General features: G+C 42.8%; 23 protein-coding genes. 8 read left to right on the top strand and 15 right to left on the bottom strand.

Features of this window, described 5'->3' with window-relative positions; all coding sequences use genetic code 11:
• Positions 1-167 precede the first annotated feature (167 nt).
• The gene (locus AC4CUZ_RS05590; RefSeq protein ID WP_490747360.1) at positions 168-536 is read left to right on the top strand and encodes a hypothetical protein; all 369 of its coding nucleotides are present in this window, start codon (positions 168-170) and stop codon (positions 534-536) included.
• A gap of 11 nt (positions 537-547) precedes the next feature.
• Here AC4CUZ_RS05590 and AC4CUZ_RS05585 read toward each other — a convergent pair whose 3' ends face one another.
• From AC4CUZ_RS05585 to AC4CUZ_RS05575, 3 genes are all read right to left on the bottom strand, one after another.
• Positions 548-1480, bottom strand: a complete 933-nt coding sequence (locus tag AC4CUZ_RS05585; RefSeq protein WP_081405714.1) for an IS5 family transposase — start codon at positions 1478-1480, stop codon at positions 548-550.
• 7 nt (positions 1481-1487) lie between these two features.
• Complete coding sequence (locus AC4CUZ_RS05580; protein WP_490747359.1) at positions 1488-1970, bottom strand: hypothetical protein; 483 nt, start codon at positions 1968-1970, stop codon at positions 1488-1490.
• A 240-nt stretch (positions 1971-2210) separates the two neighbouring features.
• Positions 2211-3026: an NAD-dependent epimerase/dehydratase family protein gene (locus AC4CUZ_RS05575; protein WP_490747358.1), complete on the bottom strand. Its 816-nt coding sequence runs from the start codon at positions 3024-3026 to the stop codon at positions 2211-2213.
• 33 nt (positions 3027-3059) lie between these two features.
• On the opposite strand from AC4CUZ_RS05575, the gene recG reads away from it, so the two are divergent.
• Positions 3060-5105 (top strand): ATP-dependent DNA helicase RecG, encoded by a 2046-nt coding sequence (recG, locus tag AC4CUZ_RS05570; protein WP_201706821.1) that lies wholly within the window; start codon positions 3060-3062, stop codon positions 5103-5105.
• The gene (locus AC4CUZ_RS05565) at positions 5092-5739 is read left to right on the top strand and encodes a ComF family protein (RefSeq protein WP_490747357.1); all 648 of its coding nucleotides are present in this window, start codon (positions 5092-5094) and stop codon (positions 5737-5739) included. Before recG ends, AC4CUZ_RS05565 begins: the two co-directional genes overlap by 14 nt.
• Here the strand turns inward: AC4CUZ_RS05565 and AC4CUZ_RS05560 are convergent, their stop codons facing one another.
• Both AC4CUZ_RS05560 and AC4CUZ_RS05555 read right to left on the bottom strand, forming a co-directional pair.
• Positions 5740-6144 carry an NUDIX hydrolase gene (locus AC4CUZ_RS05560; protein WP_490747356.1) on the bottom strand — a complete coding sequence of 135 codons (405 nt, stop codon included), beginning with the start codon at positions 6142-6144 and terminating at the stop codon, positions 5740-5742.
• Positions 6141-6740 (bottom strand): LOG family protein, encoded by a 600-nt coding sequence (locus AC4CUZ_RS05555; protein ID WP_004691359.1) that lies wholly within the window; start codon positions 6738-6740, stop codon positions 6141-6143. Before AC4CUZ_RS05555 ends, AC4CUZ_RS05560 begins: the two co-directional genes overlap by 4 nt.
• A gap of 152 nt (positions 6741-6892) precedes the next feature.
• On the opposite strand from AC4CUZ_RS05555, the gene AC4CUZ_RS05550 reads away from it, so the two are divergent.
• The gene (locus AC4CUZ_RS05550; RefSeq protein WP_004691361.1) at positions 6893-7906 is read left to right on the top strand and encodes a CorA family divalent cation transporter; all 1014 of its coding nucleotides are present in this window, start codon (positions 6893-6895) and stop codon (positions 7904-7906) included.
• Between the two features lie 82 nt (positions 7907-7988).
• On the opposite strand, the gene AC4CUZ_RS05545 is transcribed toward AC4CUZ_RS05550, so the two are convergent.
• The 8 genes from AC4CUZ_RS05545 to dxs all read right to left on the bottom strand — a co-directional run bounded on the left by AC4CUZ_RS05545 (position 7989) and on the right by dxs (position 17142).
• On the bottom strand, positions 7989-8276 hold the full coding sequence (locus AC4CUZ_RS05545) for an STAS domain-containing protein (RefSeq protein ID WP_490747355.1): 288 nt from the start codon (positions 8274-8276) through the stop codon (positions 7989-7991).
• Positions 8277-8287: 11 nt separating this feature from the next.
• The gene (locus AC4CUZ_RS05540) at positions 8288-8923 is read right to left on the bottom strand and encodes an MlaC/ttg2D family ABC transporter substrate-binding protein (RefSeq protein WP_087527364.1); all 636 of its coding nucleotides are present in this window, start codon (positions 8921-8923) and stop codon (positions 8288-8290) included.
• Between the two features lie 20 nt (positions 8924-8943).
• Positions 8944-9618 carry an outer membrane lipid asymmetry maintenance protein MlaD gene (mlaD, locus tag AC4CUZ_RS05535; protein WP_004691366.1) on the bottom strand — a complete coding sequence of 225 codons (675 nt, stop codon included), beginning with the start codon at positions 9616-9618 and terminating at the stop codon, positions 8944-8946.
• Complete coding sequence (mlaE, locus tag AC4CUZ_RS05530) at positions 9618-10397, bottom strand: lipid asymmetry maintenance ABC transporter permease subunit MlaE (protein ID WP_004691368.1); 780 nt, start codon at positions 10395-10397, stop codon at positions 9618-9620. The genes mlaD and mlaE overlap by 1 nt, the downstream gene beginning before the upstream one ends.
• Complete coding sequence (locus tag AC4CUZ_RS05525; protein ID WP_114836553.1) at positions 10394-11212, bottom strand: ABC transporter ATP-binding protein; 819 nt, start codon at positions 11210-11212, stop codon at positions 10394-10396. The genes mlaE and AC4CUZ_RS05525 overlap by 4 nt, the downstream gene beginning before the upstream one ends.
• A 402-nt stretch (positions 11213-11614) precedes the next feature.
• Positions 11615-13543 carry a DEAD/DEAH box helicase gene (locus AC4CUZ_RS05520; RefSeq protein ID WP_335998430.1) on the bottom strand — a complete coding sequence of 643 codons (1929 nt, stop codon included), beginning with the start codon at positions 13541-13543 and terminating at the stop codon, positions 11615-11617.
• A gap of 750 nt (positions 13544-14293) precedes the next feature.
• Entirely contained in the window at positions 14294-15124 is an 831-nt protein-coding gene (locus tag AC4CUZ_RS05515; RefSeq protein WP_004691373.1) for an inositol monophosphatase family protein, read from the bottom strand.
• Positions 15125-15240: 116 nt separating this feature from the next.
• Positions 15241-17142 (bottom strand): 1-deoxy-D-xylulose-5-phosphate synthase, encoded by a 1902-nt coding sequence (gene dxs, locus AC4CUZ_RS05510; RefSeq protein WP_005401300.1) that lies wholly within the window; start codon positions 17140-17142, stop codon positions 15241-15243.
• Between the two features lie 305 nt (positions 17143-17447).
• On the opposite strand from dxs, the gene ribA reads away from it, so the two are divergent.
• A complete protein-coding gene (ribA, locus tag AC4CUZ_RS05505) occupies positions 17448-18050 on the top strand; it encodes a GTP cyclohydrolase II (RefSeq protein ID WP_004691377.1) in 603 nt (200 codons plus the stop codon).
• A gap of 59 nt (positions 18051-18109) precedes the next feature.
• On the opposite strand, the gene hemN is transcribed toward ribA, so the two are convergent.
• The gene (gene hemN / locus AC4CUZ_RS05500) at positions 18110-19474 is read right to left on the bottom strand and encodes an oxygen-independent coproporphyrinogen III oxidase (protein ID WP_005401301.1); all 1365 of its coding nucleotides are present in this window, start codon (positions 19472-19474) and stop codon (positions 18110-18112) included.
• 267 nt (positions 19475-19741) lie between these two features.
• Between hemN and hemF the strand changes: the two genes are divergently transcribed.
• The 3 genes from hemF to aroE all read left to right on the top strand — a co-directional run bounded on the left by hemF (position 19742) and on the right by aroE (position 22064).
• Positions 19742-20683: an oxygen-dependent coproporphyrinogen oxidase gene (gene hemF, locus AC4CUZ_RS05495; protein WP_039890544.1), complete on the top strand. Its 942-nt coding sequence runs from the start codon at positions 19742-19744 to the stop codon at positions 20681-20683.
• Positions 20684-20968: 285 nt separating this feature from the next.
• Positions 20969-21175 carry a hypothetical protein gene (locus AC4CUZ_RS05490; protein ID WP_010327619.1) on the top strand — a complete coding sequence of 69 codons (207 nt, stop codon included), beginning with the start codon at positions 20969-20971 and terminating at the stop codon, positions 21173-21175.
• Positions 21176-21275: 100 nt separating this feature from the next.
• The gene (gene aroE, locus AC4CUZ_RS05485; RefSeq protein ID WP_005401303.1) at positions 21276-22064 is read left to right on the top strand and encodes a shikimate dehydrogenase; all 789 of its coding nucleotides are present in this window, start codon (positions 21276-21278) and stop codon (positions 22062-22064) included.
• Between the two features lie 43 nt (positions 22065-22107).
• Here aroE and AC4CUZ_RS05480 read toward each other — a convergent pair whose 3' ends face one another.
• On the bottom strand, positions 22108-24525 hold the full coding sequence (locus AC4CUZ_RS05480) for a hypothetical protein (RefSeq protein ID WP_078389969.1): 2418 nt from the start codon (positions 24523-24525) through the stop codon (positions 22108-22110).
• Positions 24526-24678 lie beyond the last annotated feature (153 nt).

Here is a 24678-nt window from a genome sequence, read left to right as displayed (position 1 = left end):
TCCATATATCCATGAATTAGCAAGAAATATAAACTTTAAAATTAAATACTGAACAACAAGCTAGTACAACCAATCATTAATGATCCAGTAGAATATAAATTAGTTTCAAATATTACGCTAATTACAGTAGTTCCACTGCTTTTCTTAATTTACTAAAGTATAAAATAATGAAATATATAGTTCTTTTAAGTATGTTATTGGCATCATTATCACTCATTGGTTGTAAAGAAAAACGTGTACGTTATTTTAAATATGAAATTGTAAGCAATGAAAGTATTTGTTCATTGAAACCTAAGGAATTTTTTGATTCTAAAGAGTTTTCAATGTTCGATACATTTTTTAGAGATATGGCTGGAAACCCTAATGATGAATTATCAGAAACTATTTATAAAGAAAGTTTAAAAAATCTATCTAATACAAATAGTAAATATATTTTTTGCTTTTCAAAAAGTAGTTTGAAATCAGATTTTTTAGAAACATATATTCAAGTTGAACGGCTTTGTTGCACAAAGATTGGAAATGCAAAGCACCCCTAATTGAGCTAAATTTAAGGCGTAACTTGGGTAAGTGGTCGACCTAATTCCGTAAATCTGTTAAGGACTGCTACACGTGCATGGATTTCATTCACTTGGCTATCAAAACTCCTTGCACTGAGTTTATCGCCTAATAATTTGATGCAATGCATCTTAGTTTCAACCAAACTTCGACGATGATAGCCTGACCATTTTTTCCATAGTGTCCTGCCTAAACGTTTAATTGTTCGAAGTAATTCATTTCGCTCTAGCGAGCTACTCTTTGTATCTTTCCATGGTTTCGCATTTTTTCTAGGTGGAATCACCGCATGCCCTTGCCGATCTGCAATGACCTGACGGCATTGCTTGGTGTCATAAGCTCCATCGGTATAAACAGAGTCAATCCGCTCATCTTGTGGAATCTGATTAAGTAAATCACCAAGCACCTGTGAATCACTGACATTATTGGTTGTAAGCTGAACTGCTCGTATTTGTAGGGTTTTAGCATCTATACCAATATGAAGTTTACGCCATTGGCGACGATATTCAGGTCCATGTTTCTTGCGTTTCCATTCGCCCTCACCTAGAAACTTCATGCCTGTAGAGTCCATGAGTAGATGCAGCCCATCGCTACTTTTTTGGTAGCTGATTACAATATCAATATGCTTTTGTCTTCTACAAAGCGTGGTGTAATCTGGAGCTATCCAATTTAATCCGCAAAGTTTAATCAGACTTTGCACAAAGCCAGTGACCATACGTAAAGACAGACGAAATAAGGATTTAATCATTAAGCAGCATTGGATGGCTGCGTCGGAGTAGGTTTGATTTCGCCCTTGTTTGCCTTTTGATGGCGCATACCATTGCGTAGCAGGATCAAACCAAATGGCAATATTTCCGCGACTCATGAGTGCTCGGTTATATGCGGGCCAATTGGTTGTGCGGTAGATTTTGTGTGTAGGCTTCTTCATTTGAAAATTATATCGCTGAAAAACCCTTTACAGATAGGTTTGTGCAACAAAGCCAAAATAAAGATGTACCAATTTTAAATAAATTATTTGAAATTAGTATTTTACTATTACTTATATTTACATATAATGGATAATTATTCTTATTGTATTCATTCCATAGCACTTCATTTTTTTCTTTAAGTTTTTCACAGTTGTCTAAAAGATTGATTCTATACACTCCAAAAAGTTTTTCGTTTTCTCCAATATATTTCCTTTTATCAAAAGAGTATTCATACTTGATGTATCGATAAGCAGCTCTATCGATGCCCCTCCTCCAAGGTTCACTTGAACAATAAGTATATGTTTCTATAATCTTAAAATTATTAACTTTAACCCAATTACTATGAGTCATTAAAAAAAATTTATTTTTTAATAGTGGCGATGATGTTATAAAAATAATAAGTATCAATGTCGATAAAATAAACATTAGATAAAATTTATAATTTCTCATCTTTTTCCTATCATCATTTTTTTGAATTTTGAGTAGTACATAATTTAGGGGATTATCAATACTTTTAAAATTAACATAATACACCTTATACTAAATTCTTTAATTTTTTTATAAGCATCAACATCTTAGTCAAATCGATTCTAGGGTTCAGCGTACTTGAACAGGTTTTTCATGATTCTTCACGTCCTATAGCCATTTTCTTAGCTACGTTTCACATTTTTCATTAGTGAGAGTAGAAAATTATTTTGACTCACACTCTGCTAACAACGCCAAATAATCATCAAAACAATGTGGATGCTGTAATTCAAAATTCATCTGCTGCATCCGCGTAGCATAAATTTGCTTGCCTGATGGCACATCACTTTCCAAAACCAAAACTGGCAGTCCTAACTGTTGTTGAAACCATTGCATGATTTCATGTAAAGGCAACGGCTGGCTATTGCTACAAATGTAAGATTTTTCTGTATGTTCCACGTGAAGCAAGTGCGCTAGAAAAGCAGCCAAATCATCAACATGAATTCGGTTCGACCAATGCAGTTTTGGATAAGACTTTGTAGTTTCTGCAAGTTTAATCATACGAGTAACTGAGGTTCCATAAATGCCTGTTGGACGAACAATCACACATTCAGATGGATAAGCCTGTTGCCACGCGGCTTCCATATTCAATAGCACCTGCCCTTGCACATCGCTCGGCTGGGGACACGTGTCATCATCAACGCGCTCACCTGCACTTTCACCATAAACACGTGTGGAAGAAACCACGATCACTTTTTTTAAAGGATGACTTTTTAAGGCATGTAGCATGGGTGCAATCGAGTCTACAAAAGTTCGCTGATACGCCTCCACCGTAGTGCCCTCAGGCGAGAGTAAGATATATACGGCATCAATCGGTGCGACTTGAGACAAATCCAACTGATGAATATCTTGAATCAAATGCTCAGCCCAATCATCTGATTTCGGACTTCGGCTAATTGTGGTAATTTGGTGGCCTTGCTGAAATAACTGTTTAGCAACACGCTGAGATGTTTTACCATAACCTATAAATAAAATATGCATTTAGCACCAAATCACAGACAAAGTTGAGGGGACATGGCTGCAGTCCATCAGTTGCAGGGGGTCGGAGCTGCCTCTGCTGCATTACTTGAAAAGTTGAATCTCTTCACTACAGATGATCTGCTGTTTCATCTGCCACGAGACTATGAAGATCGTAGCACGATCATCCCCATGAACCAATTGACTGTGGGGCGTAGCTATTTACTCGAAGGCACGATTCAAGGTGTAGACTTTCCGCCGGGTAAACGTAAATCGATGGCGATTGGACTGCAAGACGACTTTGGCAAAGTGACTTTACGCTTTTACCATATCTATAAAGGCTTAACGGATCGCGCAAAGGTTGGCAACCGTCTGCGTATTTTTGGTGAAGTCCGTGTGGGTGCGCGTGGTCTGGAAATGTATCACCCCGAAATTCAACTCATTACAGAACATACGCCACTTCCACAAACCCAACTGACTGCGATTTACCCCAGCACAGAAGGTCTGACGCAACCTAAGTTTCGTGAATACATCAAACAGGCTTTAGCCAAGCACAGTGATGATTTACCTGAACTGCTGCCCGCAAAATTTACCAATGGCTATGCACTTAAACAGGCGTTGGATTACATCCATCATCCTCCTGTAGATGCCAATATGCTGCAACTGAGCCAAGGCTCACACCCTGCCCAGCAACGTTTGATTTTTGAAGAGTTGGTTGCGCATCAGGTCAGTCTATTAAGCCGTCGCGCCTATATCCAACAAATTGAAGCACCACGTATTTCTGCCAGTCGTCAGTTTGCCAAACAACTGCTCAGCAGCTTGCCTTTTGAAATGACCAATGCACAAAAGCGCGTCTCCAAAGAAATTGTACAAGACTTAAAACTTAATAAACCGATGTTACGTTTGGTTCAAGGCGATGTCGGTGCAGGCAAAACCTTGGTCGCTGGAGTCGCAGCCTGCCATGCCTTAGAGGAAGGTTGGCAAGTGGCGTTAATGGCACCGACTGAAATTTTGGCGGAACAACATTATCTCAATTTTAAAAAATGGTTTGAACCTTTGGGACTCAGTGTATCTTGGCTTTCAGGTAAACAAAAAGGCAAAGCACGTGCCACAGCCGAACAAGCAATTGTCGATGGCACAGCGCATCTGGTGGTGGGTACACACGCCCTGTTTCAAGACAATGTCCGCTTTGCCAAACTTGGATTAGTAATTATTGATGAGCAGCACCGCTTCGGGGTCGATCAGCGCTTAGCCCTACGCAATAAAGGCGCGCAGAATATGACCCCACATCAATTGGTCATGACCGCAACGCCGATTCCACGAACTTTAGCCATGTCTGCCTATGGAGACTTAGACACGTCCGTGATTGATGAACTTCCACCCGGACGAACGCCGATTCAAACCGTGACCATTCCACTTGACCGTCGTGAAGAAGTCCTACAGCGTATTGCCAGCAACTGCCTCGAAGGCAAACAAGCCTACTGGGTCTGCACCTTAGTTGAAGAGTCTGAAACCTTAGATGCTCAAGCTGCTGAAGCGACCTATTTAGAAATTAAAGAACGTTTCCCCGAACTCAACATTGGCCTCGTACATGGCAAAATGAAAGCCGACGAAAAACAAGCAGTGATGCAACAGTTTAAAGCCAATGAATTACAACTCTTGATTGCGACCACAGTGATTGAAGTGGGAGTCGATGTACCGAATGCCTCGATCATGGTGATTGAAAATGCGGAACGTTTAGGACTCTCTCAATTACACCAATTACGTGGCCGTGTTGGTCGAGGTGCCAAGGCTAGCTTTTGCGCTCTGTTATATAAAAGCCCGCTGTCTCAAAATGGACAAGAACGCTTACGCGTCATGCGGGAAACCAATGATGGCTTTTTAATTGCCGAAAAAGATTTGGAAATTCGTGGCCCTGGTGAATTGCTCGGTACCAAACAAACGGGTGATATGGGCTTTCGTGTGGCGAAACTAGAACGCGATGATCATTTGCTCAATCAGGCACATTATGTCGCAGCTCAGATTTTAAAAGACTATCCACAAAATGCTGAAGCCTTACTGAAACGCTGGCTGCCTGAAGCACCACGCTATGCCTATGTTTAGTCATCTGCTACATACTGCCAAACAGTTGCTACACAGAGCACAGCCCTGTCAGTTGTGTGGCATTGTACGCGCAGATCTACATTCGGTCTGTTTGGATTGCTGGCAACAACTCCCACTGCATCCACAGACCATTGAAAAACAAGAGCTGAGTATTCATGTGGCGGGACATTATCAATATCCTTTAGATCATCTTATTCAGCAGTTCAAATATGAACAACAACTGCATTGGCAGCCTCTACTGTCTGGCATTCTTCAGCAAATTCGCTTCCCTAAAGTGCAAGCAATTGTTCCAATGCCGATTTCGAGCCAGCGTTTAGCCGAACGTGGCTATAACCAATCAATGATCCTCGCCAAAGACTTAGCCAAGCAGCTAAATGTGCCCATTTGGCAACCTGTGATACGACTGCATCAACATTCACAAAAAGGACTCAGTCGACTGGAACGCTTAGATCAAATTCATCAACAGTTTAAAATCGATCCACAGCAACGTCAGTACGTAAAACTCTACCGACGTGTTTTGATTTTGGATGATGTCGTGACCACAGGCAGCTCGATTCAGGCACTGACTTTACAGCTAGAACAATTGGGTTGTCATAAAGTCAGCGCCGCGTGTATTGCCTATGCGCTTGAATAATTAAACGACTTCAATCATCAAATGTTCACGTACCCATGGCATGACCACCTCAGTGGTCAGCGGTGCAAGTGTAGTCTGTTGGTCATTCAAACTGACCCATTTCATTTCTGCAATTTCAGCCGCAATTTGTGGCGCTTGCTGAAGCTGAACATGGTAAACATAGCTCACCAATTTAAAATCAGGTTCATTGGCGGTGGCTGTTTCAAAACGACCAACAAACTGTTCAATCGTCGCATCACTTCCAATTTCCTCCCGAATCTCACGCAGCATGGTTTGCTCAGGTTCTTCATTGGGCTCAAGTTTACCGCCCACTTGCATGAAACATGCGGTGTTCTGCTTACGCACCAACAAAAGCTGCTGCTGTTCATTCACAATAATAGCCGCAGCGACCGTAATCACCTTCATGCTTTGACATCCAACAACTCAGGATCAACCATGCCCCACTTCGGTTCAGGTGCTTGGAACTGATCCATCTGCTTTAAAATGGCTTTCACCGAATCCGACACAATCAGACTGTCGGTAAAGCGTGCATGGGTAAAGCCTTTGTCGGTGGTCATCTTCAGAAATTTAAGTAAATCATCATAAAAGCCATTTACATTTAAAAAGGCATTCGGCTTGAGATGAATACCGAGCTGCGCCCACGTCCATTGTTCAAAGATTTCTTCTAAAGTCCCTGCACCGCCTGGCATTGCAATAAATCCATCCGATAAGGCTGACATTTTCAGTTTACGCTCTTGCATGTCTTTGACGACATGTAACTCGGTCAGGCCTTGATGTGCCAACTCACGATCCACCAACACGTGTGGAATCACGCCAATCACTTGACCGCCTGCCTCTAAAGCACTGTCTGCCACAATACCCATTAAGCCCGAACGGCCACCACCATAGACTAAGGTTTTGCCTTGTTCTGCAATGGCGTGTCCAACCTGACGTGCTGTTTCGGAAAAGATTTGATCTGAACCTAATGCGGAACCACAAAAGATCGCAATTGAATTTGTCATTTTTTACTCTGATATTTAATTGTCATGCAACTTCACTAAAATGAATGGATATTTTTTAGCAATTTAACCATTCGATCAGTGTTTTTATTGCAATCCTTGTCTAAAATACACCCATCCACTTCAACCATTACTGCGCAAAGGAGAAAGACGGCATGCTTGAAGCCTTTTACGCCACAGAGCGCGGTAGCTTAGAAGACATCACCATTAATGGCGATTTCGATCTTCAGCCCGATTTGGTCTGGCTTGACCTTATTGCTCCCTCCCAAGAAGAACAACAGTGGATTTTAGATGCATATGAACAAAATTTACCTACGCTAAAATCACTCGAAGACATTTCATCTTCAGCTCGATTCTACCGTGATGACGACGGTATTTTGCATATCAGTACGTATTTTTTAACGAAAAATAAAAACTATCAAGTCGATGGTGAGCCTGAAGAAAGCAGCGGGGCCCTTGCCACGGTACAAACTGTCGCTTTCATTTTGCATAAAGAACGGCTCTTTACCCTTCGTGGGGAAAAATTGGTGGCGTTCCGTGCCTTTCGTGCGCGTGCGCGCCGCAATGACTACGAAATCGACTATAAAGATCCAACGTGGATCTTACTCGGTTTACTCGAGGCCAAGCTGGACGAGCTTGCGGATATCTTAGAAGATATCCACAAGGACTTGGAAAAGTATTCCACAGAAGTGCTGAATAACCGTCACCGTGAGATGATTCTCGACTTAGATGACATGATTACCCGTCTGGCCCACTTGGAAGATATGCTTGGAAAAGCACAGCTGTGTTTGATTGACTTACGCCGTGTACTGACCTTTTTATCACGCCCGCGTGCTTTAGGTAGTCATATTTATGATGCGGATATTCGAGAGCTCAGTGAAGACGTTCGCTCACTGGTTGAGCATGATGCCTTCTTGTTCCAAAAAGTGCGATTCTTACTGGACACCACCTCAGGCTTCATTAACACCGAGCAGAATGACACGATTCGTCGCTTCTCTATCTTACCCAGTATGCTCGCTCCACCAATGCTGATTGCCAGTATTTACGGCATGAACACCGATGTGTTGCCTTTTGCCAAAGGCGGCACCAGTTTTATTGTGGTAAGCCTAATCTTAATGGCGTTCCTGATTGGCCCGCTCATTTACTTCCGCTGGAAGAAATGGATTTGAGTACACTTTAAAACACGGCTTTTCCTCATAGATTTAAGAAACGCAACATATAAAAAAAGCACCTTAGGGTGCTTTTTTTTACTTAAGGGATTAACTTTAAGTCATCCTGTAAATGACAGGCTTGAATTACCTTCATCATTTTTTCAGGTACAGCTTTAAAATGTAAACTATGTGCATCGGGTGTTTGACGCAACCAATGCACCAATACTGCTAATGCCAATGTACTACCATGCTCAAGCTGGGCCAGATTCACCACCACAGGATAAGACTGTGACTGAATCACCTTCAGACCTTGTTGATAGTAGCTTTCAGCATTGTCATATGTAATCTGACCTGAAAGCTGCATTTCCTGATTGCTAAAGTTAATCACCTTTCACCTACTTATTTTTTCTTTTCAACCGCTGCTTCTGCATCAGGTTGGAAGTTTGCAATCGCTTTATCTAGGTCGCCGCCATTACGTTTAACTGTTGCCGCGAACTGATTACGGAACTGTAAACCAAGGTCGATACCCGACACATTGATATTACGGATTTTCCATTGGTTGCCTTTATCCGCTAACTGGAAAGACACTGGGATTTTTTCGCCTTTGTTATTAAAGTCGATCGTCACCACAGGGTTTTTGCTGTTCGTTTCTTTATACGGACGGATGGTATATGTCTGATTGCTGAATTTCGCGAATGCAGAACCGTAATTTTCAATCAGTGTTTCACGGAAATTATTTTCAAACTTCGCGCGTTGTGCAGCTGTACTGTATTGATTGGTTGCATAAGTCCCCATCACAATACGTGAAAATGCTTGTGAATCCACATATGGGTCTAAGTTTTGACGAACAATCGTTTTCACCGCAGCTGGGTTGTTTTGAAGTTTGGCATGATCCGCTTTTAAACGCGCAATCAAACCATCTGCCACTTTTTTAACAAAAGCAGGTGGTGCTTCACTTGGTGCTGCAAAAGCAGTACCCGCAAACATTGTAGTTAAAATGCTAGCTGTCAGTGTTTGTTTCAATAAAGTATTCACTACAATTGGTCCTCTTCAAATCATTCAACAAATGACACGTTGGCATCTGCTGTTTCAGCAGTTTCAGGTTGCTCAGTTGTTGCTGAAGCATCTTTCGATTTACCTGCACCGCCCGTAATAAATTTAGTAATTAAGTCTTCTAGGTCCATTGTGCCTTGGGTATTGCCAATGCTTTCACCACGTTTCACGTAGTTCAAACCACCCCCTGGAACAATTTTCAAGTACTTCTCCCCTAGCAGACCATTGGTTGCCACCATAATATAAGCATCTTCATCAATGCTGGTGATGGACTTCATGTTCGCAATAAGTTGCTTTTCCATTTCTTTTTGTTGCGCAGCATCCGCAGCGGTATAGTCGCTACTGTAACGAAGCTCTTCAAGTGCATTCTTTTCAACTTCTTTGAGTTGTGCTGCATTAAAGGTCGTTAATTTACCATCCAAAGAAAAAGAAACGGTCGCTAAACGTGTCACAGGGTCTAAGCTTATTTGATCGACTTGACCAATTTTTACCCCACTCATCGTCACTTTAGCACGTGGTTTTAAACCATTTACGTTATCGAAGGTTGCACTCATTTCATAGCGATCACTGAGATTCGATCCCACCAAGCCACTCACACGCATCGCGATAAAAAACAACGCGATACCGAATAAAATGACAAATATGCCGACTGCCAGCTCACTTGCACGTGATTTCATTAAACACCTCCAAACATGACCGCAGTCAACACAAAATCAAAACCTAAAACACAGAGCGATGAATACACCACAGTGCGTGTGGTTGATGTCGCAATACCTTCAGATGTCGGTTCACAGGCATAGCCTTGATACACCGCAATCCATGTACAAATTAAAGCAAAAACAAAACTTTTAATGATGGTGCCATTCAGGACATCTTTATAGAACTCTACGCTACTTTGAATGCCACTCCAGTAAGAGCCTTCATCTGCACCCAAGAAGTCTACCCCTACCATTTTACCACCCATAATCCCCACCGCAGCGAAAATGACAGACAACATCGGTAAACTGAAAATACCGGCCCAAAGTCGCGGTGAGATTACTCGTTTAAGTGGATCAACCCCGATCATTTCCATACTGGACAGCTGCTCTGTGGCTTTCATTAAGCCAATCTCAGCCGTTAATGCAGAACCTGCACGACCTGCAAACAGCAATGCTGCAACTACAGGTGCTAACTCACGAAGTAAGGTTAACGCAACTGCTGTACCCAGCATCGCTTCACTACCAAAGGTCACCAAGATGCTATACATCTGTAAGCCCAGTACCGCGCCAATAAATAGCCCTGACACCACAATAATAAGCAGTGATAACACCCCAACACGGTACATTTGGTAAACAAATAACCGAACACCTAAAGCAGTGGGCATCGAAAATAAAATTTGTAATAACATCAGGCTGGCAACACCAATGCCGCGAACCCGTTCAATCACGCGTCGACCTAAGAGTGCTATCGCATTCATGCTTGCACCTCAGTATTTAGATATGCCTTATGGCTAAATTGATAATCGACAGGCCCTTCAACTGCACCTGTTAAAAACTGTTTAACAAACGGAGAAGCATTCGCCTGCAATTGTTCAGGCGTGCCTTCACCTTGCACTTTACCTTCAGCAACAACATAGATATAGTCTGCGATCGATAAGGTTTCAGCCACGTCATGTGAAACAATAATTGTTGTTAAATCAAGAGCTTCTCGCAATGATCGAATCAGACGTGTCAGTACACCTTTCACAATTGGATCTTGTCCTGCAAATGGCTCATCGTACATGATCAGCTCAGGATCTAGCGCAATTGCACGTGCCAAAGCCACACGACGGTTCATCCCGCCTGAGAGCTCAGAAGGCATCATCTGTTCTGCGCCACGTAAACCGACAGATTCTAGTTTTAAAGATATAATTTCTGACAGTAAATGCTCAGGCAGCTTGGTATGTGCTCTTATCGGAAAGGCCACATTTTCATAAACCGACATATCGGTAAACAATGCGCCACTTTGAAAAAGCATACCCATACGCGCACGCGCAGCGAATAACTCTTTGCGTGACATTTTCGCAATATTTTGCCCATCAAAAAGCACTTCACCTTGGTCAGGCGTCAATTGACCGCCAATTAAACGTAGTAAAGTGGTTTTACCTGTACCCGATGGTCCCATAATGCCCGTAATTTGACCTTGTCGAATTTTTAAATTGACCTGATCATAAATGACACGTTCCCCTCGCTTAAAGCTCAGGTTTTTGACCTCAATGAGGGCTTGAGCAGTCAGAGGCGCTTGATTATTCATAGCTGTGCGTTTTCCTGCATTTTTTCAGCATGCATACTATAAAGGATTAAAAAACGATATGTTAGCGTATTCCGTGTCTAATTTTGTGCACGAATTGATTTCAGTTGGTTGTATTTATATTTATTTGAACGGCGAAAACAAACTACATAAGATGAAATACTTCATCCATAACGACTATAGACAAAGAAAAGAATGTTGCAAATCAGCAAAAAGAGTCCGAGATAATGTGCCATATTGACCTCTTTCACGTCAGAGAGTGTGACGATTGATTCAACCTCATTATTGTGCATCATTATTATCAATACAATTAAAATATGACTCAGTATACATTTTAATTTATTTTTTTACAGCCGTAGACAAAAAAAAACCAGTGTTTCCACTGGTTTTTTTATTCATTCAGAATTAGTCGTTAAACTTACGACGTGGGCGGTCAAAACCACCTTCAGTACGTGGACGATCTGAATTAAATTCACGCTTCGGACGGTCTTCGCCACCAAAAGTACGCTTAGGACGGTCTTCACCACCGAAAGTGCGTTTTGGACGGTCATCACCAAAAGAGCGTTGTGGACGGTCGCCAAAACCACCTTCACGACGTGGCGCTGGACGATCACCAAAATCACGTTTTGGACGGTCACCAAAAGAACCTTCACGACGTGGTTTATAGTCTACACGGTTACCGCGGTTGTCATCATTCGCGTCAAAACGTGGCTTATCGTTGAAACCGCCTTCGCGACGTGGACGATCAGAGTTGAATTCACGCTTTGGACGGTCATCAAAAGAACGTTGCGGACGATCACCGAAACCGCCTTCACGACGTGGCGCTGGACGATCACCAAAATCACGTTTTGGACGGTCATCAAAAGAACGTTGCGGACGATCACCGAAACCGCCTTCACGACGTGGACGATCATTATTAAACTCACGACGTGGACGATCTTCACCACCAAATGATGGACGATCACCACGAGGTTTGTCATCGTAGCTACGACGTGGACGGTCATCACCACCTTCACGACGTTTAAAGTTAGACTCACCTTCGAAACGAGCACGACCGCCGCCATCGCGACCACCGAAACCACCGCGACCACGACCGCCGCCATCACGACCACGACCGCCGCCATCACGACCACGACCGCCGCCATCACGACTACCGCGTGCAGGAGGTGGAGATGGCTCAAGACCTTCAATTTCAGATACATTCAAACGTGCATCTAAGAAATCTTCTAAAGCACGGATTTTACCGCGTTCACGGTAAGTTGCTAAAGTGATTGCTTTACCAGTACGACCCGCACGACCTGTACGACCAATACGGTGTACATAGTCTTCGTTCTTCATTGGAAGACCGAAGTTGATTACGTGTGAAATGGTTGGTACGTCAAGACCACGTGCAGCAACGTCGGTTGCAACTAAAATTTTTGCACGACCTTCACGGATGCTACGTAAACGACGGTTACGCACAGTTTGTGGCATAGCACCATGAAGTGCTACAACTGATAAACCTGCTTCAGCAAGTTCTTCAGCCAACATATCGGTGTCTTCTTGAGTAGAAGCAAATACAACAGCTTGATCTACGTCTTCAGCACTTAACCAATGCGTTAGTAATTTTTTCTTGTGCTCAAAGCCATCAGTCCAGTGTAAAGTCTGAGTGATGTCAGTATTCGTAGAGTGACCAGTTTCGATTGCAATCCGTTGTGGATCATTCATCATGCGTTCAGCAAGTGTAATGATACGACCAGCAAATGTTGCAGAGAACATTAAAGTCTGTTTACGGTTTGCAGCAAGATCGCTAATTGCTTCTAAGTCTTCAGAGAAACCTAGATCTAGCATACGATCTGCTTCGTCAACAATAAGCGCATCAACTTGGTCTAATTTAATTTGACGACGGTTTACAAGGTCAAGTAAACGACCTGGTGTTGCAACAACAACTTGCGCACCTTTTAACTGTTGGATTTGCTTACCAAACGGCATACCACCCATGATCGCTGCAATACGCGCACCTTTCATGTGACGGACAAACCCAATCGCGTCTTGGCTTACTTGCTGCGCCAACTCACGAGTTGGGCAAAGAACCAAGATATTCGGTTGAGTAATTGCTTTCATACGTTCTTTGAACGGAACGAAAGTCTCTTGGGCTGCAAGTGCGTTTAACGTTGGAAGTAAGAACGCTGCAGTTTTACCTGAACCTGTTTGGCTAGATACTAAAAGGTCTTTACCTTCTAAAGCTGCAGGAATCGATTGTTCCTGTACAGGCGTAGGAGAAGTAAAACCTAAGCTTTGTAAAGCTTGTTGTAACGATTCATGTAAAGGAAAATCAGCAAAAGTTTTGCTCATAGAGTATTTCACCCGAAAAATGGGTGCTCCATTAAATATATGGTCTGATGGACATCGGCAAAAAGCGGCACAGCAATAATCGCTGAAAATATAGAATCAGCGGCGATCCGAGAACGACGATGCGTATAACGCACATTTGATTACAGCCGCAACCTGAAGGAATCGCTTAAGCGATTGGGTGGGGCGCGAAATAATGTCCTCTCTTTGGACCGGACGCGCATACACAATGATAGAAGAGAATGTTCAGGTAATGAACGAAATTTAGTGCGTGGGCGGAGTATAGCAGGATATTTTTAAAAGTCACCTCTTTTCGTGAAATTGATACAATATTTTCCTCAAAGATTGAATAAATGCAGGTTTTCACTTTAATTTTTTTGACCATCTAGAAAAATATTGAATAGTATTCTTTGCTCTTTCCTCAACTATCAGCCATATGACGCAATTAATTGTACTAGCTCTTGCTCTAATGCTGCCGTGATTTGACATGCTATCTGACCTGTCATAAACATTAGACACAACAAGCTTAAATAGGTATCTATACACTGGTTAATTTTAACCCGCTTTATTTCTGTATAGCGTGATCTTCATTAAGAGGTAATCAGAATCTGGCACAGCCTATGTTTTACAATCTATAGAGGTTAAAGCCAGAAAGTAAATCACCACAAAGACCTTTATTTTTTTCATCCATATCAAAGAAAAAGCCCTCTTCTGAGGGCTTTTTCAATGTCTTAAAACACAATCTACATGCTATTACTTAGCAGCTTCACCCCAAGCAGGTACAACTGCTTTCATCAGAGGTTTCAACATTTTCATAGAACATGCCAGTACTTGGCCATTTTCCATAGATTCGCTACCACCACGTGCATCAACTACTGTACCGCCCGCTTCTTTCACGATCAACTCACCAGCTGCGATATCCCAAGGCTTTAAGCCAAGTTCGAAGTACGCATCGAAACGACCTGCTGCAACATATGCCAAATCTAATGCTGCAGAACCTGTACGACGGTATTGCGCGCCAGCTTCAGTCACATTTAACAATGAATCAAAATGATTTTTTGCATAAGAAATCACTTCACCATTACGTTTTGCACGGTAAGCATGACCCACAGACATGAATGTATTTTCAAGACTGTCTTTCACGTTTACGCGAATACGGCGTTGGTTCATCATGGCACCACGACCACGACTTGCAGAGAACAACTCATCTTTCACAGGGTCGTAAATCACGCCGTGTTGAGTAATGCCTTTATGTTGAACTGCAATAGAGATACAGAAGTGAGGAACACCGTTAATGAAGTTTAGAGTGCCATCAAGTGGGTCGATGATCCAACACCAATCTGCGTCGTGACCTTTACCTTCTTGAAAACCAAACTCTTCACCAAGGAAGCTGTGATTTTTATAGCTTTTACGTAGGGTATCGATAGCCAATTGTTCCAAATAACGGTCTACACGCGTTACAGGACCATCAATTCCTTTTTCTTCGACTTGTAGATCGAGCTTATGACGATTTTGATGCGCTTTTAAAAGCTCTTGACCGACTAATTGAGCCGCACGCGCAGCCATCACCACCATAGGTTCCATTGAACACCCACTACAATTTGAAGATATTGATAAAGAATAATGCATAAAAGCCCGCGCATCTTATCAAAGATCGGGGCTTTTAGGGAAAAAATGTTTCTAAAATTTAAAAACGGTGCTTAAACCATATGTACAAGTTTTGACCATGCTTGGCGCACCGAGCTTTCAATGCCTTCTGCATCTAATCCTGCCTGATGCAACATTTGCGCATGAGTCGCTTGATGCATAAATGTATCCGCTAAACCAAGATTTAACATCGGTTTCACGATTTGAGCCTGTGCCAAATATTCATTGACTGCACTGCCCGCACCCGCCATTACCGCATGTTCTTCAACCGTAACAAATAAAGCCGTTGATGGTGCTAAAGTCGCTATCATCTTTTCATCAAGCGGTTTAACAAAGCGCATATTCACCACACGAACCGCTAAATCTTGTTCAGCCAATTTATGTGCTGCCTCTACTGCGGCCTGAACACGACTACCAAAGGCAAGAATGCTAATAACGTCGTCTTGGGCATCATTAAAGCTCGCTACAATTTCAGCCTGACCAATTTCCATCGGGGTCATCTGTTGTTGAATCTCAACACCCAAACCATTGCCACGCGGGTAACGCACTGCGGCAGGACCATTGTATAAATAAGCAGTATGCAACATTTGACGACATTCATTTTCGTCTTTAGGCGCCATAATCACCAGGTTCGGTACGGTGCGCATAAAGGCATAGTCATAGGCCCCAGCATGAGTCGGGCCATCTTCACCTACTAAACCTGCACGATCGATACCAAAGGTAACATCTAGATTTTGCAAAGCCACATCATGAATCAATTGATCATAGCCGCGCTGCAAGAAAGTCGAGTAAATGGCCACCACAGGTTTTAAGCCTTCACACGCCATGCCCGCCGCCAAAGTCACGGCATGCTGTTCTGCAATCGCGACATCAAAAAAGCGCTGTGGATACTGTTTAGCAAAACCCACCATACCTGAGCCTTCGCACATGGCTGGGGTAATCGCCAGTAAACGCTCATCTTGTGCGGCTTCATCACATAACCATTGACCAAAGACATCTGAATATTTGGGCGCTGTTTGTGGAGTAGACTTGGCATTTATTTTTGTTATCGCGTGATATTTGATTTGGTCAGCTTCAGCAGGGGCGAAGCCTTTCCCTTTTTTGGTATAGATATGAATTAAACGTGGCCCTTTACGTTTTTTCAACGCGGTAAAGACTTGTGTCAACTGCTCGACATCGTGCCCATCAAAAGGCCCAAAGTAATCAAAACCAATCGCTTTGAATACGTTGTCGGCCGCATCTGTCGCTGCACTGTGTAAACGTGAGTTATAGGTCCATTCAGGGTGTGGCTGTACATAGGCTTCGCCATCTGCTGAAATATTAATGGACTGACCACTTTCCCAAATCGAAGCCAAATGTTTAGCAAAACCACCTGTGCTGCATGAAATCGACATATCATTGTCATTCAACACCACCATCAGGTCCGCATCATGCGCGACTGCATCGTTCATAGCTTCAAAGGCCATACCCGCTGTCATCGCCCCATCACCAATGATCGCGACCACTTCACATGGATTGTTTTGATAACGACGTGCCAGCGCCATACCTAGCCCTGCTGAAATCGCAGTCGAAGAATGTCCGACTCCAAAGGTATCAAACACCGATTCATCACGCGCAGGAAAGGCAGCCAAACCATCTTTAGCACGAATAGTCGTGAGCTGTTCACGGCGGCCCGTCAAGGCTTTATGCGGATAAGCTTGATGACCGACATCCCAAATTAAGCGGTCATTCGGTGTGTTAAAGCAATAATGTAATGCCACGGTGAGCTCGACTACACCGAGGTTTGCACCAAAGTGTCCCCCACTTTGTCCTGCGGCATACAGAATAAATTGACGTAGCTCGTCTGCCACTTGTGCTAATTGACTTTGCTCAAGCGAGCGAAGTTGTTGAGGATGATCAATCGTATCCAACAACGGTGTTACAGGGCGATGAGCTGGTATTTCTGTATACAACATAATATGGCAAAGCCTTCTAAAGCCTGGCAAATCTAGCTAGGTCAAATGGGTAATTCGATCATATCGTCGAATGCTATCACCTTCAATCAGCCATATTTCTAGCGATGCAGTTTTGAGCAGTGCTCTCACTGGGTGTTCGTTTAGTGCAGGTGATTATCCTGAATAATCTTACTATTTATCAACTATTATCGTTCGCTTTATACAAAAAAGAAAATCTTCTGCATAAATTCGTGGATGCAATTCTACCAATGTCGATGCATTACGCTATACTTTAGCCAATTTCTGAACTATTTACAGGTTTAGCTGTGCCTATTGAATTTGTTGCCACATCCCGTTTACCGACTGCTTTTGGTGAGTTTAACATCACCGTATTTCAAGATCCTAAGACCGGTGAAGAACATGTTGCACTCTCAAAAGGTTTGGATCAGCCGATCATTGAACCCGTTTTAGTCCGTGTTCATTCCGAATGTCTCACGGGCGATGCCTTTGCTTCCTTGAAATGTGACTGTGGCCCACAATTGCAAGCCACGCAAAAACTGATTAATGAAGCTGGGCAAGGCGTGATTCTGTATTTGCGCCAAGAAGGTCGTGGCATTGGGCTTACCAATAAAATTCGTGCTTATGCGCTACAAGATCAAGGGCATGACACGGTCGATGCCAACCTAATGCTCAACCTACCTGCCGATGCACGTCGTTATGACATGGTCAGCATTATGTTGGATCATTTAAATATTCAACAAGTCCGTTTGATTACCAACAATCCATTGAAGATTGCAGCACTGCAAGAGCAAGGGATCAATGTGGTGGATCGTGTACCATTGACGGTCGGTTTAAATCCTTTCAATGAAGAATATTTAAAAACCAAACATGAACGCATGGCACACTTGTACAAGAAAGATGATTTTTAAAATTTAATCATTTGCTCTAAGCCTACTTGAAAAAGCCGGTTTAGAGCGCTTCAATCAGATTAGATGGTCATGGAGAAAATACGACTCTCAGGTCGACGGCGTTTTAAATGCAAATCGAACGCCATACAAATGTTGCGTAAAAAGGCTTTGCCCTGCTCAGTCACCCGTATACTGTGTGGTCTAATCTCTAATAAACCATCGTCCCGCATTTCTTCCAGTTGTCCCAAGACCTCAGCCAATTCAGGAAACTGCATACTTGGATCCGCCCACGACGTCTGAAAGCTACACATCAAATTTAAAATGTGACGACGAATCATCAGATCTTCGGCACTTAAAATATGCCCGCGATAGACCGGAAGTTCATTGTTTTCCAGTCGCGCATAATAATCTTCGAGTTTTTTTTCATTTTGCGCAAAGCTATACCAGCTGTCGCTGATCGATGAAATCCCTAAACCAATCATCACTTGAGTTTTCGATGCGGTGTAACCCATAAAATTGCGATGCAGAATGCCTGCCTGAAATGATTGATACATGGCATCACTTTCTAAAGCAAAATGATCCATACCAATTTCATGATAACCTTGTGCAAGTAACTTATTTTTTCCTTCCTCATAGCACTGCCGTTTTATTTCATCTTTCGGCACATCATGATCTTTAAAACCACGTTGCCCATTGCCTTTGATCCAAGGCACATGCGCATAACTATAAAAAGCCAGACGATCTGGGCGTAAACGATTGGTTTGATCAATGGTGTTGAGCACATCATCAAGGTTTTGAAAAGGCAGACCAAAGACCAAATCATGTGAAATTGAGCTATAGCCTATTTCACGTGCCCACTGCGTCACTTGCTCGACATGTTCAAAAGGCTGTATCCGATGAATGGCTTTTTGTACGGTTTCATTATAATCCTGCACTCCATAACTAACACGGCGAAAGCCCAAGTCATACAAGGCTTGCAAATGCTCCCGTGTAGTATTATTGGGATGCCCTTCAAAGCTAAACTCATACTGCTCGGCAATCTCTGCCTGTGCGAGAATGCCTTCAATCAGTTGAGTTAAATGTGCTGGAGAAAAGAAAGTGGGCGTTCCTCCACCCAAATGAATTTCTTTAATGCGCGGCTTTTCTTCAAGCCATTCACAATAAAGAGACCATTCCTTTAAAACGGCCTGAATATAGGGCTGCTCCATCTCATGCTTTTTGGTCACGCGTTTGTGGCAACCACAAAAAGTACAGAGACTTTCGCAAAAAGGCAGATGAATATACAGACTTATGCCTTCAGTCGAATTCGATTCAGCAAACGATGTTTTTAGCGTCTGTTTCCATTGCTCTAAGGCAAACTGCGCCTCTTCCCAATACGGCACCGTTGGATAACTGGTATAACGTGGACCAGGAACATTGTATTTTTGAATCAATGAATCGCGCATATTTACCATCAGCTTTTCCGCATTCAGAAGATGCAGCCTATTCTGCATCGCCAAACTCGGGTCTGTACTGTGGTTATTCTGCTGAGCTTAGAATCAGAATTCAACCTAGCAAATTGGTCAGGTTATTTTTCACATGGCAGCATTTCATTTTTAAATTGCTTCACGACGTCGAATGCTGCGGTAGGACTCTTCGGAAAATATTCTTAATCTTTTTGCTGTTTTATGTTTTGATGTAGGCAGTTTTCATCTTTTCCCATGAGGCTTTTCATGCAGCACCCAACGTCTGCGGATATCCAACGCGTTCGCGAATTTCTCCTCGACTTACAGACTCGTATTTGTGCCGCACTTGAACAACAAGAACGTGCTGGTGGCGGGACTGCGCAGTTTGAAATAGATGATTGGGAGCGTCCTGAAGGCGGTGGGGGGCGTTCACGCGTACTGCAAAATGGCACGGTGATCGAAAAAGGTGGAGTGATGTTCTCACACATCAACATTTCTAAACTCCCTGCTTCAGCGACTGAACGCCATCCGCAAATTGCAGGCGCCAAAGCACAGGCCATGGGTGTTTCTTTGGTGATTCATCCAAAAAATCCAAATGTCCCGACTTCACATGCCAATGTGCGCTTATTCGTGGCTGAAAAAGAAGGTCAAGATCCAATTTGGTGGTTTGGAGGGGGCTTCGATCTCACTCCATTTTACCCAAATGATGAAGATGTGCTGTCATGGCATCAGACAGCGCATGACTTATGTGCGCCCTTTGGCGCTGAAGTCTATGCCGAACATAAACAATGGTGTGATGACTATTTCTATTTAAAACACCGTGACGAACAACGTGGTGTCGGTGGATTGTTCTTTGATGATCTCAATCAATGGGACTTTGAAACCTGTTTTCAATATATTCAAGCTGTCGGCAATGGCTACCTAGAAGCTATTCTTCCGATCTTCCAACGTAACCAAGACAAGCCATATAGCGAAGCACAGCGCGACTTTCAAATCTATCGTCGTGGTCGTTATGTCGAATATAACTTGGTCTATGACCGCGGCACACTTTTTGGTTTACAAACAGGGGGGCGGATTGAATCGATTTTAGTGAGCTTGCCAAATTTGGCCGGTTGGTCATATCGACCTGTATGGGAGGCCGATTCCGCTGAGAAAAAACTGACCGACTTTTACCTGAAACCCCAAGATTGGCTCAAGCTACTCAAATAGACACACAGTCTTACAATTCTATGTCTCCACGCATGCCCTTTTCACTAGATTAGGGCAGCTTATACATTAAATTTTATATATTTCCCGATCAATTCCCCGTAGAATGACCACTACACAAAGCGTCATTTCTTTGCATTTATTAAAGCATTGTCACAGGTTTAAAACAGCAATTGGGTTCTTTTAAGTTCGCAAAAACCGTAAGCTAAATTAAGTCATTTTCAATGTATTCATTTTAATGACATCAATATTTAGTATCCTCCTTTGCTGTTTTCTGAGGTCCCAAACATGTTCGCAAAAAGAGTTAGCTCAACTACCATGGTTCTTTTCTGCTTTGCTATTGTGTTGCTAAGCTCGATCAGTACCACTATTTTTTCTGAAAGTGCGTTTAATGACAATGCATCCATCAGCATCACCGTATTTGCAGGTATTGGCTTAACCCTGACCGCAGCAAAATTATTGTTTGATGCGATTCACAGCATCTGTAATCCATAAGCCGCCTTTCTTTTCTCTGTTGATAAAAAACCACTGAACGCTTTAGCCTGCGTGTAATTTACCGTATATTGAACAGCATTTTCCACATGGATTTGGTGCGATGAACAAACAATTCGCTGTCATTGGCAACCCGATTGAGCAGTCTCGCTCACCTGAACTTCACCATGCGTTTGCACAAAAAATGGGGCTCGACCTCAACTATAGTAAACGTCTTGCGCCACTCGATGGCTTCCTCGCCAACATCCAAGAATTCTTCTCACAGGGTGGCATTGGTCTTAATGTCACTGTCCCGTTTAAAGAACAAGCCTTTGCCGCCTGCACAGTCCTCACTGAACGCGCTAAAATCGCAAAAGCTGTGAATACGCTGTGGATGGTCGATGGTCAATTACATGGTGACAACACCGATGGACAAGGGCTAGTTGATGCCATTCATGCTTTGGACTGGAACTTAGACCAGACTGATGTGCTAATCATCGGTGCAGGTGGTGCAACTCGCGGCGTTATTTATCCACTAGTACAAGCAGGGGTAAAAAAAATTGTGATTGCCAATCGTACCCTTGCCCGTGCAGAGCAACTGGTGAGTGACTTAAAAACAGCTGTACCGCAAGCCGAATTGCAAGCCATCGGCTTAGATGCGCTCGAAGGTCAGTTTGATCTGGTAATTAACGCAACTTCTGCCAGCCTAAGTGGCGATGCTTTAATTCTGCCTGAAGCTTTGCAATTTCAATATGCCTATGAAATGGCCTATGGCAAACCCTCTACCTTTTTAGATCAAGCCAAGGCTCGCGGCGTACCCACCTCGGAAGGCTATGGTATGCTCGTGGGTCAGGCGATTGAATCTTTTTCCATTTGGAATGGTGTAAAACCGAACCTGAAAGATTTTTTATAAGCACAAATAAAAAAGAACCTCCGCAGAGGTTCTTTTTTTCAGATTAGTTCATGTGTTTTTGTACGGCTTTATAGGTCTCGTAATAGGTCGAGTCGCTAAAGAAGTCGTCATGTTCAAGCTTCAAACCTTGCAACGATTTTTCTGTCAATTGACCTTTTAAGTCATCTGCAAATGCTTTAGCAAAGACGTGTGCAGACTGAGTCAAATATGCAGTTTGCTCTTGGTCAATCTCATAGGTATCGGTGAATTTGTCTTGATAGACCTGAGCAAAAACCGCTTGCTTGGTTTTGTATTTCTTCGCCAAATCCTTCCATTGCTGATTTTCTTGTACATCTTCCAGTGCATCATTAACGATATTGGCGATACTTTCTCCCAGCTCATCAAAGTCTTGTTCGTGCTGTAAAGCATGTTTTTGACGTAGCTGAGTCAGACGCTTAAGTGCTGCACCCTTCGGCTCTGCAACATCCATGAACTCATAGGCATACACTTCTGAAATTTCATTGATGGTCGCTGAGCTATAGTAACGAATATACTCTGGACGTTGTGCGGCAAACATCAAAGCAAATACCGCTTGATACGCTTTAACTTCAGAATGATGACGTGCATAGCTTTGCTGCGCTGCCTGCTGGTAATAATCTGAAATAGCCTTAGGTAATTCTGTTGTACTTGATGATGCGCTCTCTACACTTGATGAATCTGCACCTAACGGGCCCAGCATGCCTTTCACTACATTTTCCAGCAGTGAACCTTTAGATACTTCCTCAATCGATTTGGCATTTCTTAAAGCTTGACGGTCAATGGCGGTCGCACTGCCATAATTAAACACCTGATTGGTGCTCTTAATTTGTAGCTTACCAATTTGCTCATCGCTAATCACAATGTTGTAATCCATGTTTTGCGCACGACCTTTTTGGTCGAGTCCAACATCCATCACAAACGGTGAACGCTCGCTACCCAGCTGTGCCATGATCGGTGTAATTTCAGCCTGATGTTTTTGCCAAAGTTGTTTAAAGCTTTGTGCGTCTACCAGTTGCTCTGTTTGATACGCGCTAAAGAGTGGTTTCAACTCTTCCAAAACATTGGTCGCTGCTTGTCCAAAAGTCTCTTCATCTATAGATTCATTGGTTACTTTAGGTGCAAGTACATCAATATCTTGATAATCACGGCATGCGGTCACTTTACCAATAGGAATGTTCTTGCTGTTGATGAGCGCATCGCAAGCTTCTTCAGATAGCGTATTTGGTGCTGCAGAAGCAGTCACTTCAGTTGCTGTCTCATCAGCATCTTCTGTCGCGGCCTGCGCATAAGCCACATCTGCTGCTGCATCAACCGTAGCATCGGCAGCGGCATCTACAACAATGTCTTGTTCATCGCTCTGCCCATAACCACTCAAGTTCTGCATTTTTTGGTTCACCAAATGACTGACACGTTCGAGTGAATCATAGGCTGGGTCTTCACTTGCGCTACTTGCAGCAATCTCTGCTTCTTTCGCCGCCTGCATTGCATCTTCCGCTGCGCTTGGTGTTTTTGCAGCATCCTCAATCAGACGCTCAGCATCAAAAGCTTGTATCTGCTGGGTATAGTGCAGTTTATTGACGTATTCAAACAAGCCCAATTGTACTTGTGCTGTTTCTAAGTCACCCATATAGCGAATTTTTTTGCTTAGGCCTGCTTCTTTTTCTGACTTGCTTAAATCAACACTATGCACTTGATTTGGCTCTGCCAAAGCATATGGCAGTGCATTCATTTGCTTTAAATATTCTGCAAACTTTTTAAAATCAATATGACCGAATGCGTCTTTATGCTTAGAAAAGTCAATATAGGCAAAGCGATCCTGACTTTCACGGTTTACCATAAACGGCATAAAGGCAAAGTAGTTGGTGTAAAATTTATAGTCATTAAAATCAACCACCATCGGCAACTGTGCTTGCACTTGTAAGGTTGGTTTTTGATAACTTAACTGCAAAGTCAATGCTGCCAATTTTTGACGGAAATGCACAGAGCCCTGATAACTAAACTGTAAGTCATTGAGTAAATTTACCAAAGATTCTGCGATTTGAACCTTAGCAGAACGTGATTCACCACTGCCATACAGCGATGCATACGGATTTTGTTCACGTGCAAGTGCATCATATAAGGCTTGTTTTTCTTTGGCCGTAAAAGAAATTTTTTGATTTTTTAATAGTTGATCTAATTGTTTTTTCAACTCTGGATCTAAGTTCGTCCCATTTGACTGAGTATTCGACTTAGAATTTAGCTTGGACTCATTAAAATTAAAGTCAGATTGAATAGAGAACTGACCTTTAAAATCATAGCTGGCATTTTCAAACATGGCATTAAGGCCTTGCGTGGCTTGTTGCCCGAGCTGCTGATCTGAAGAGGCATTGGATTTAATGACATGCTGAGTACACCCACTGATACTCAAACCCAATAAACAAAGTGTTATATATTTTAAGCGCATAATACTTGCTGAAAACCTGAGTTAATTATAGTTTATTAAAAAAGTACATGATCAAAAGACCATCGAGTCAGTGTAACAGAACTGTCTTTTTAGATTGATGATTTTATCTACAAATTCGCCTTTCTGACATTTTCTCAAGTCGGATCTATCAAT

It is taken from the genome of Acinetobacter sp. 789_lipA, from assembly GCF_058242845.1.
This window is presented reverse-complemented; position numbering and strand designations above follow the sequence as displayed.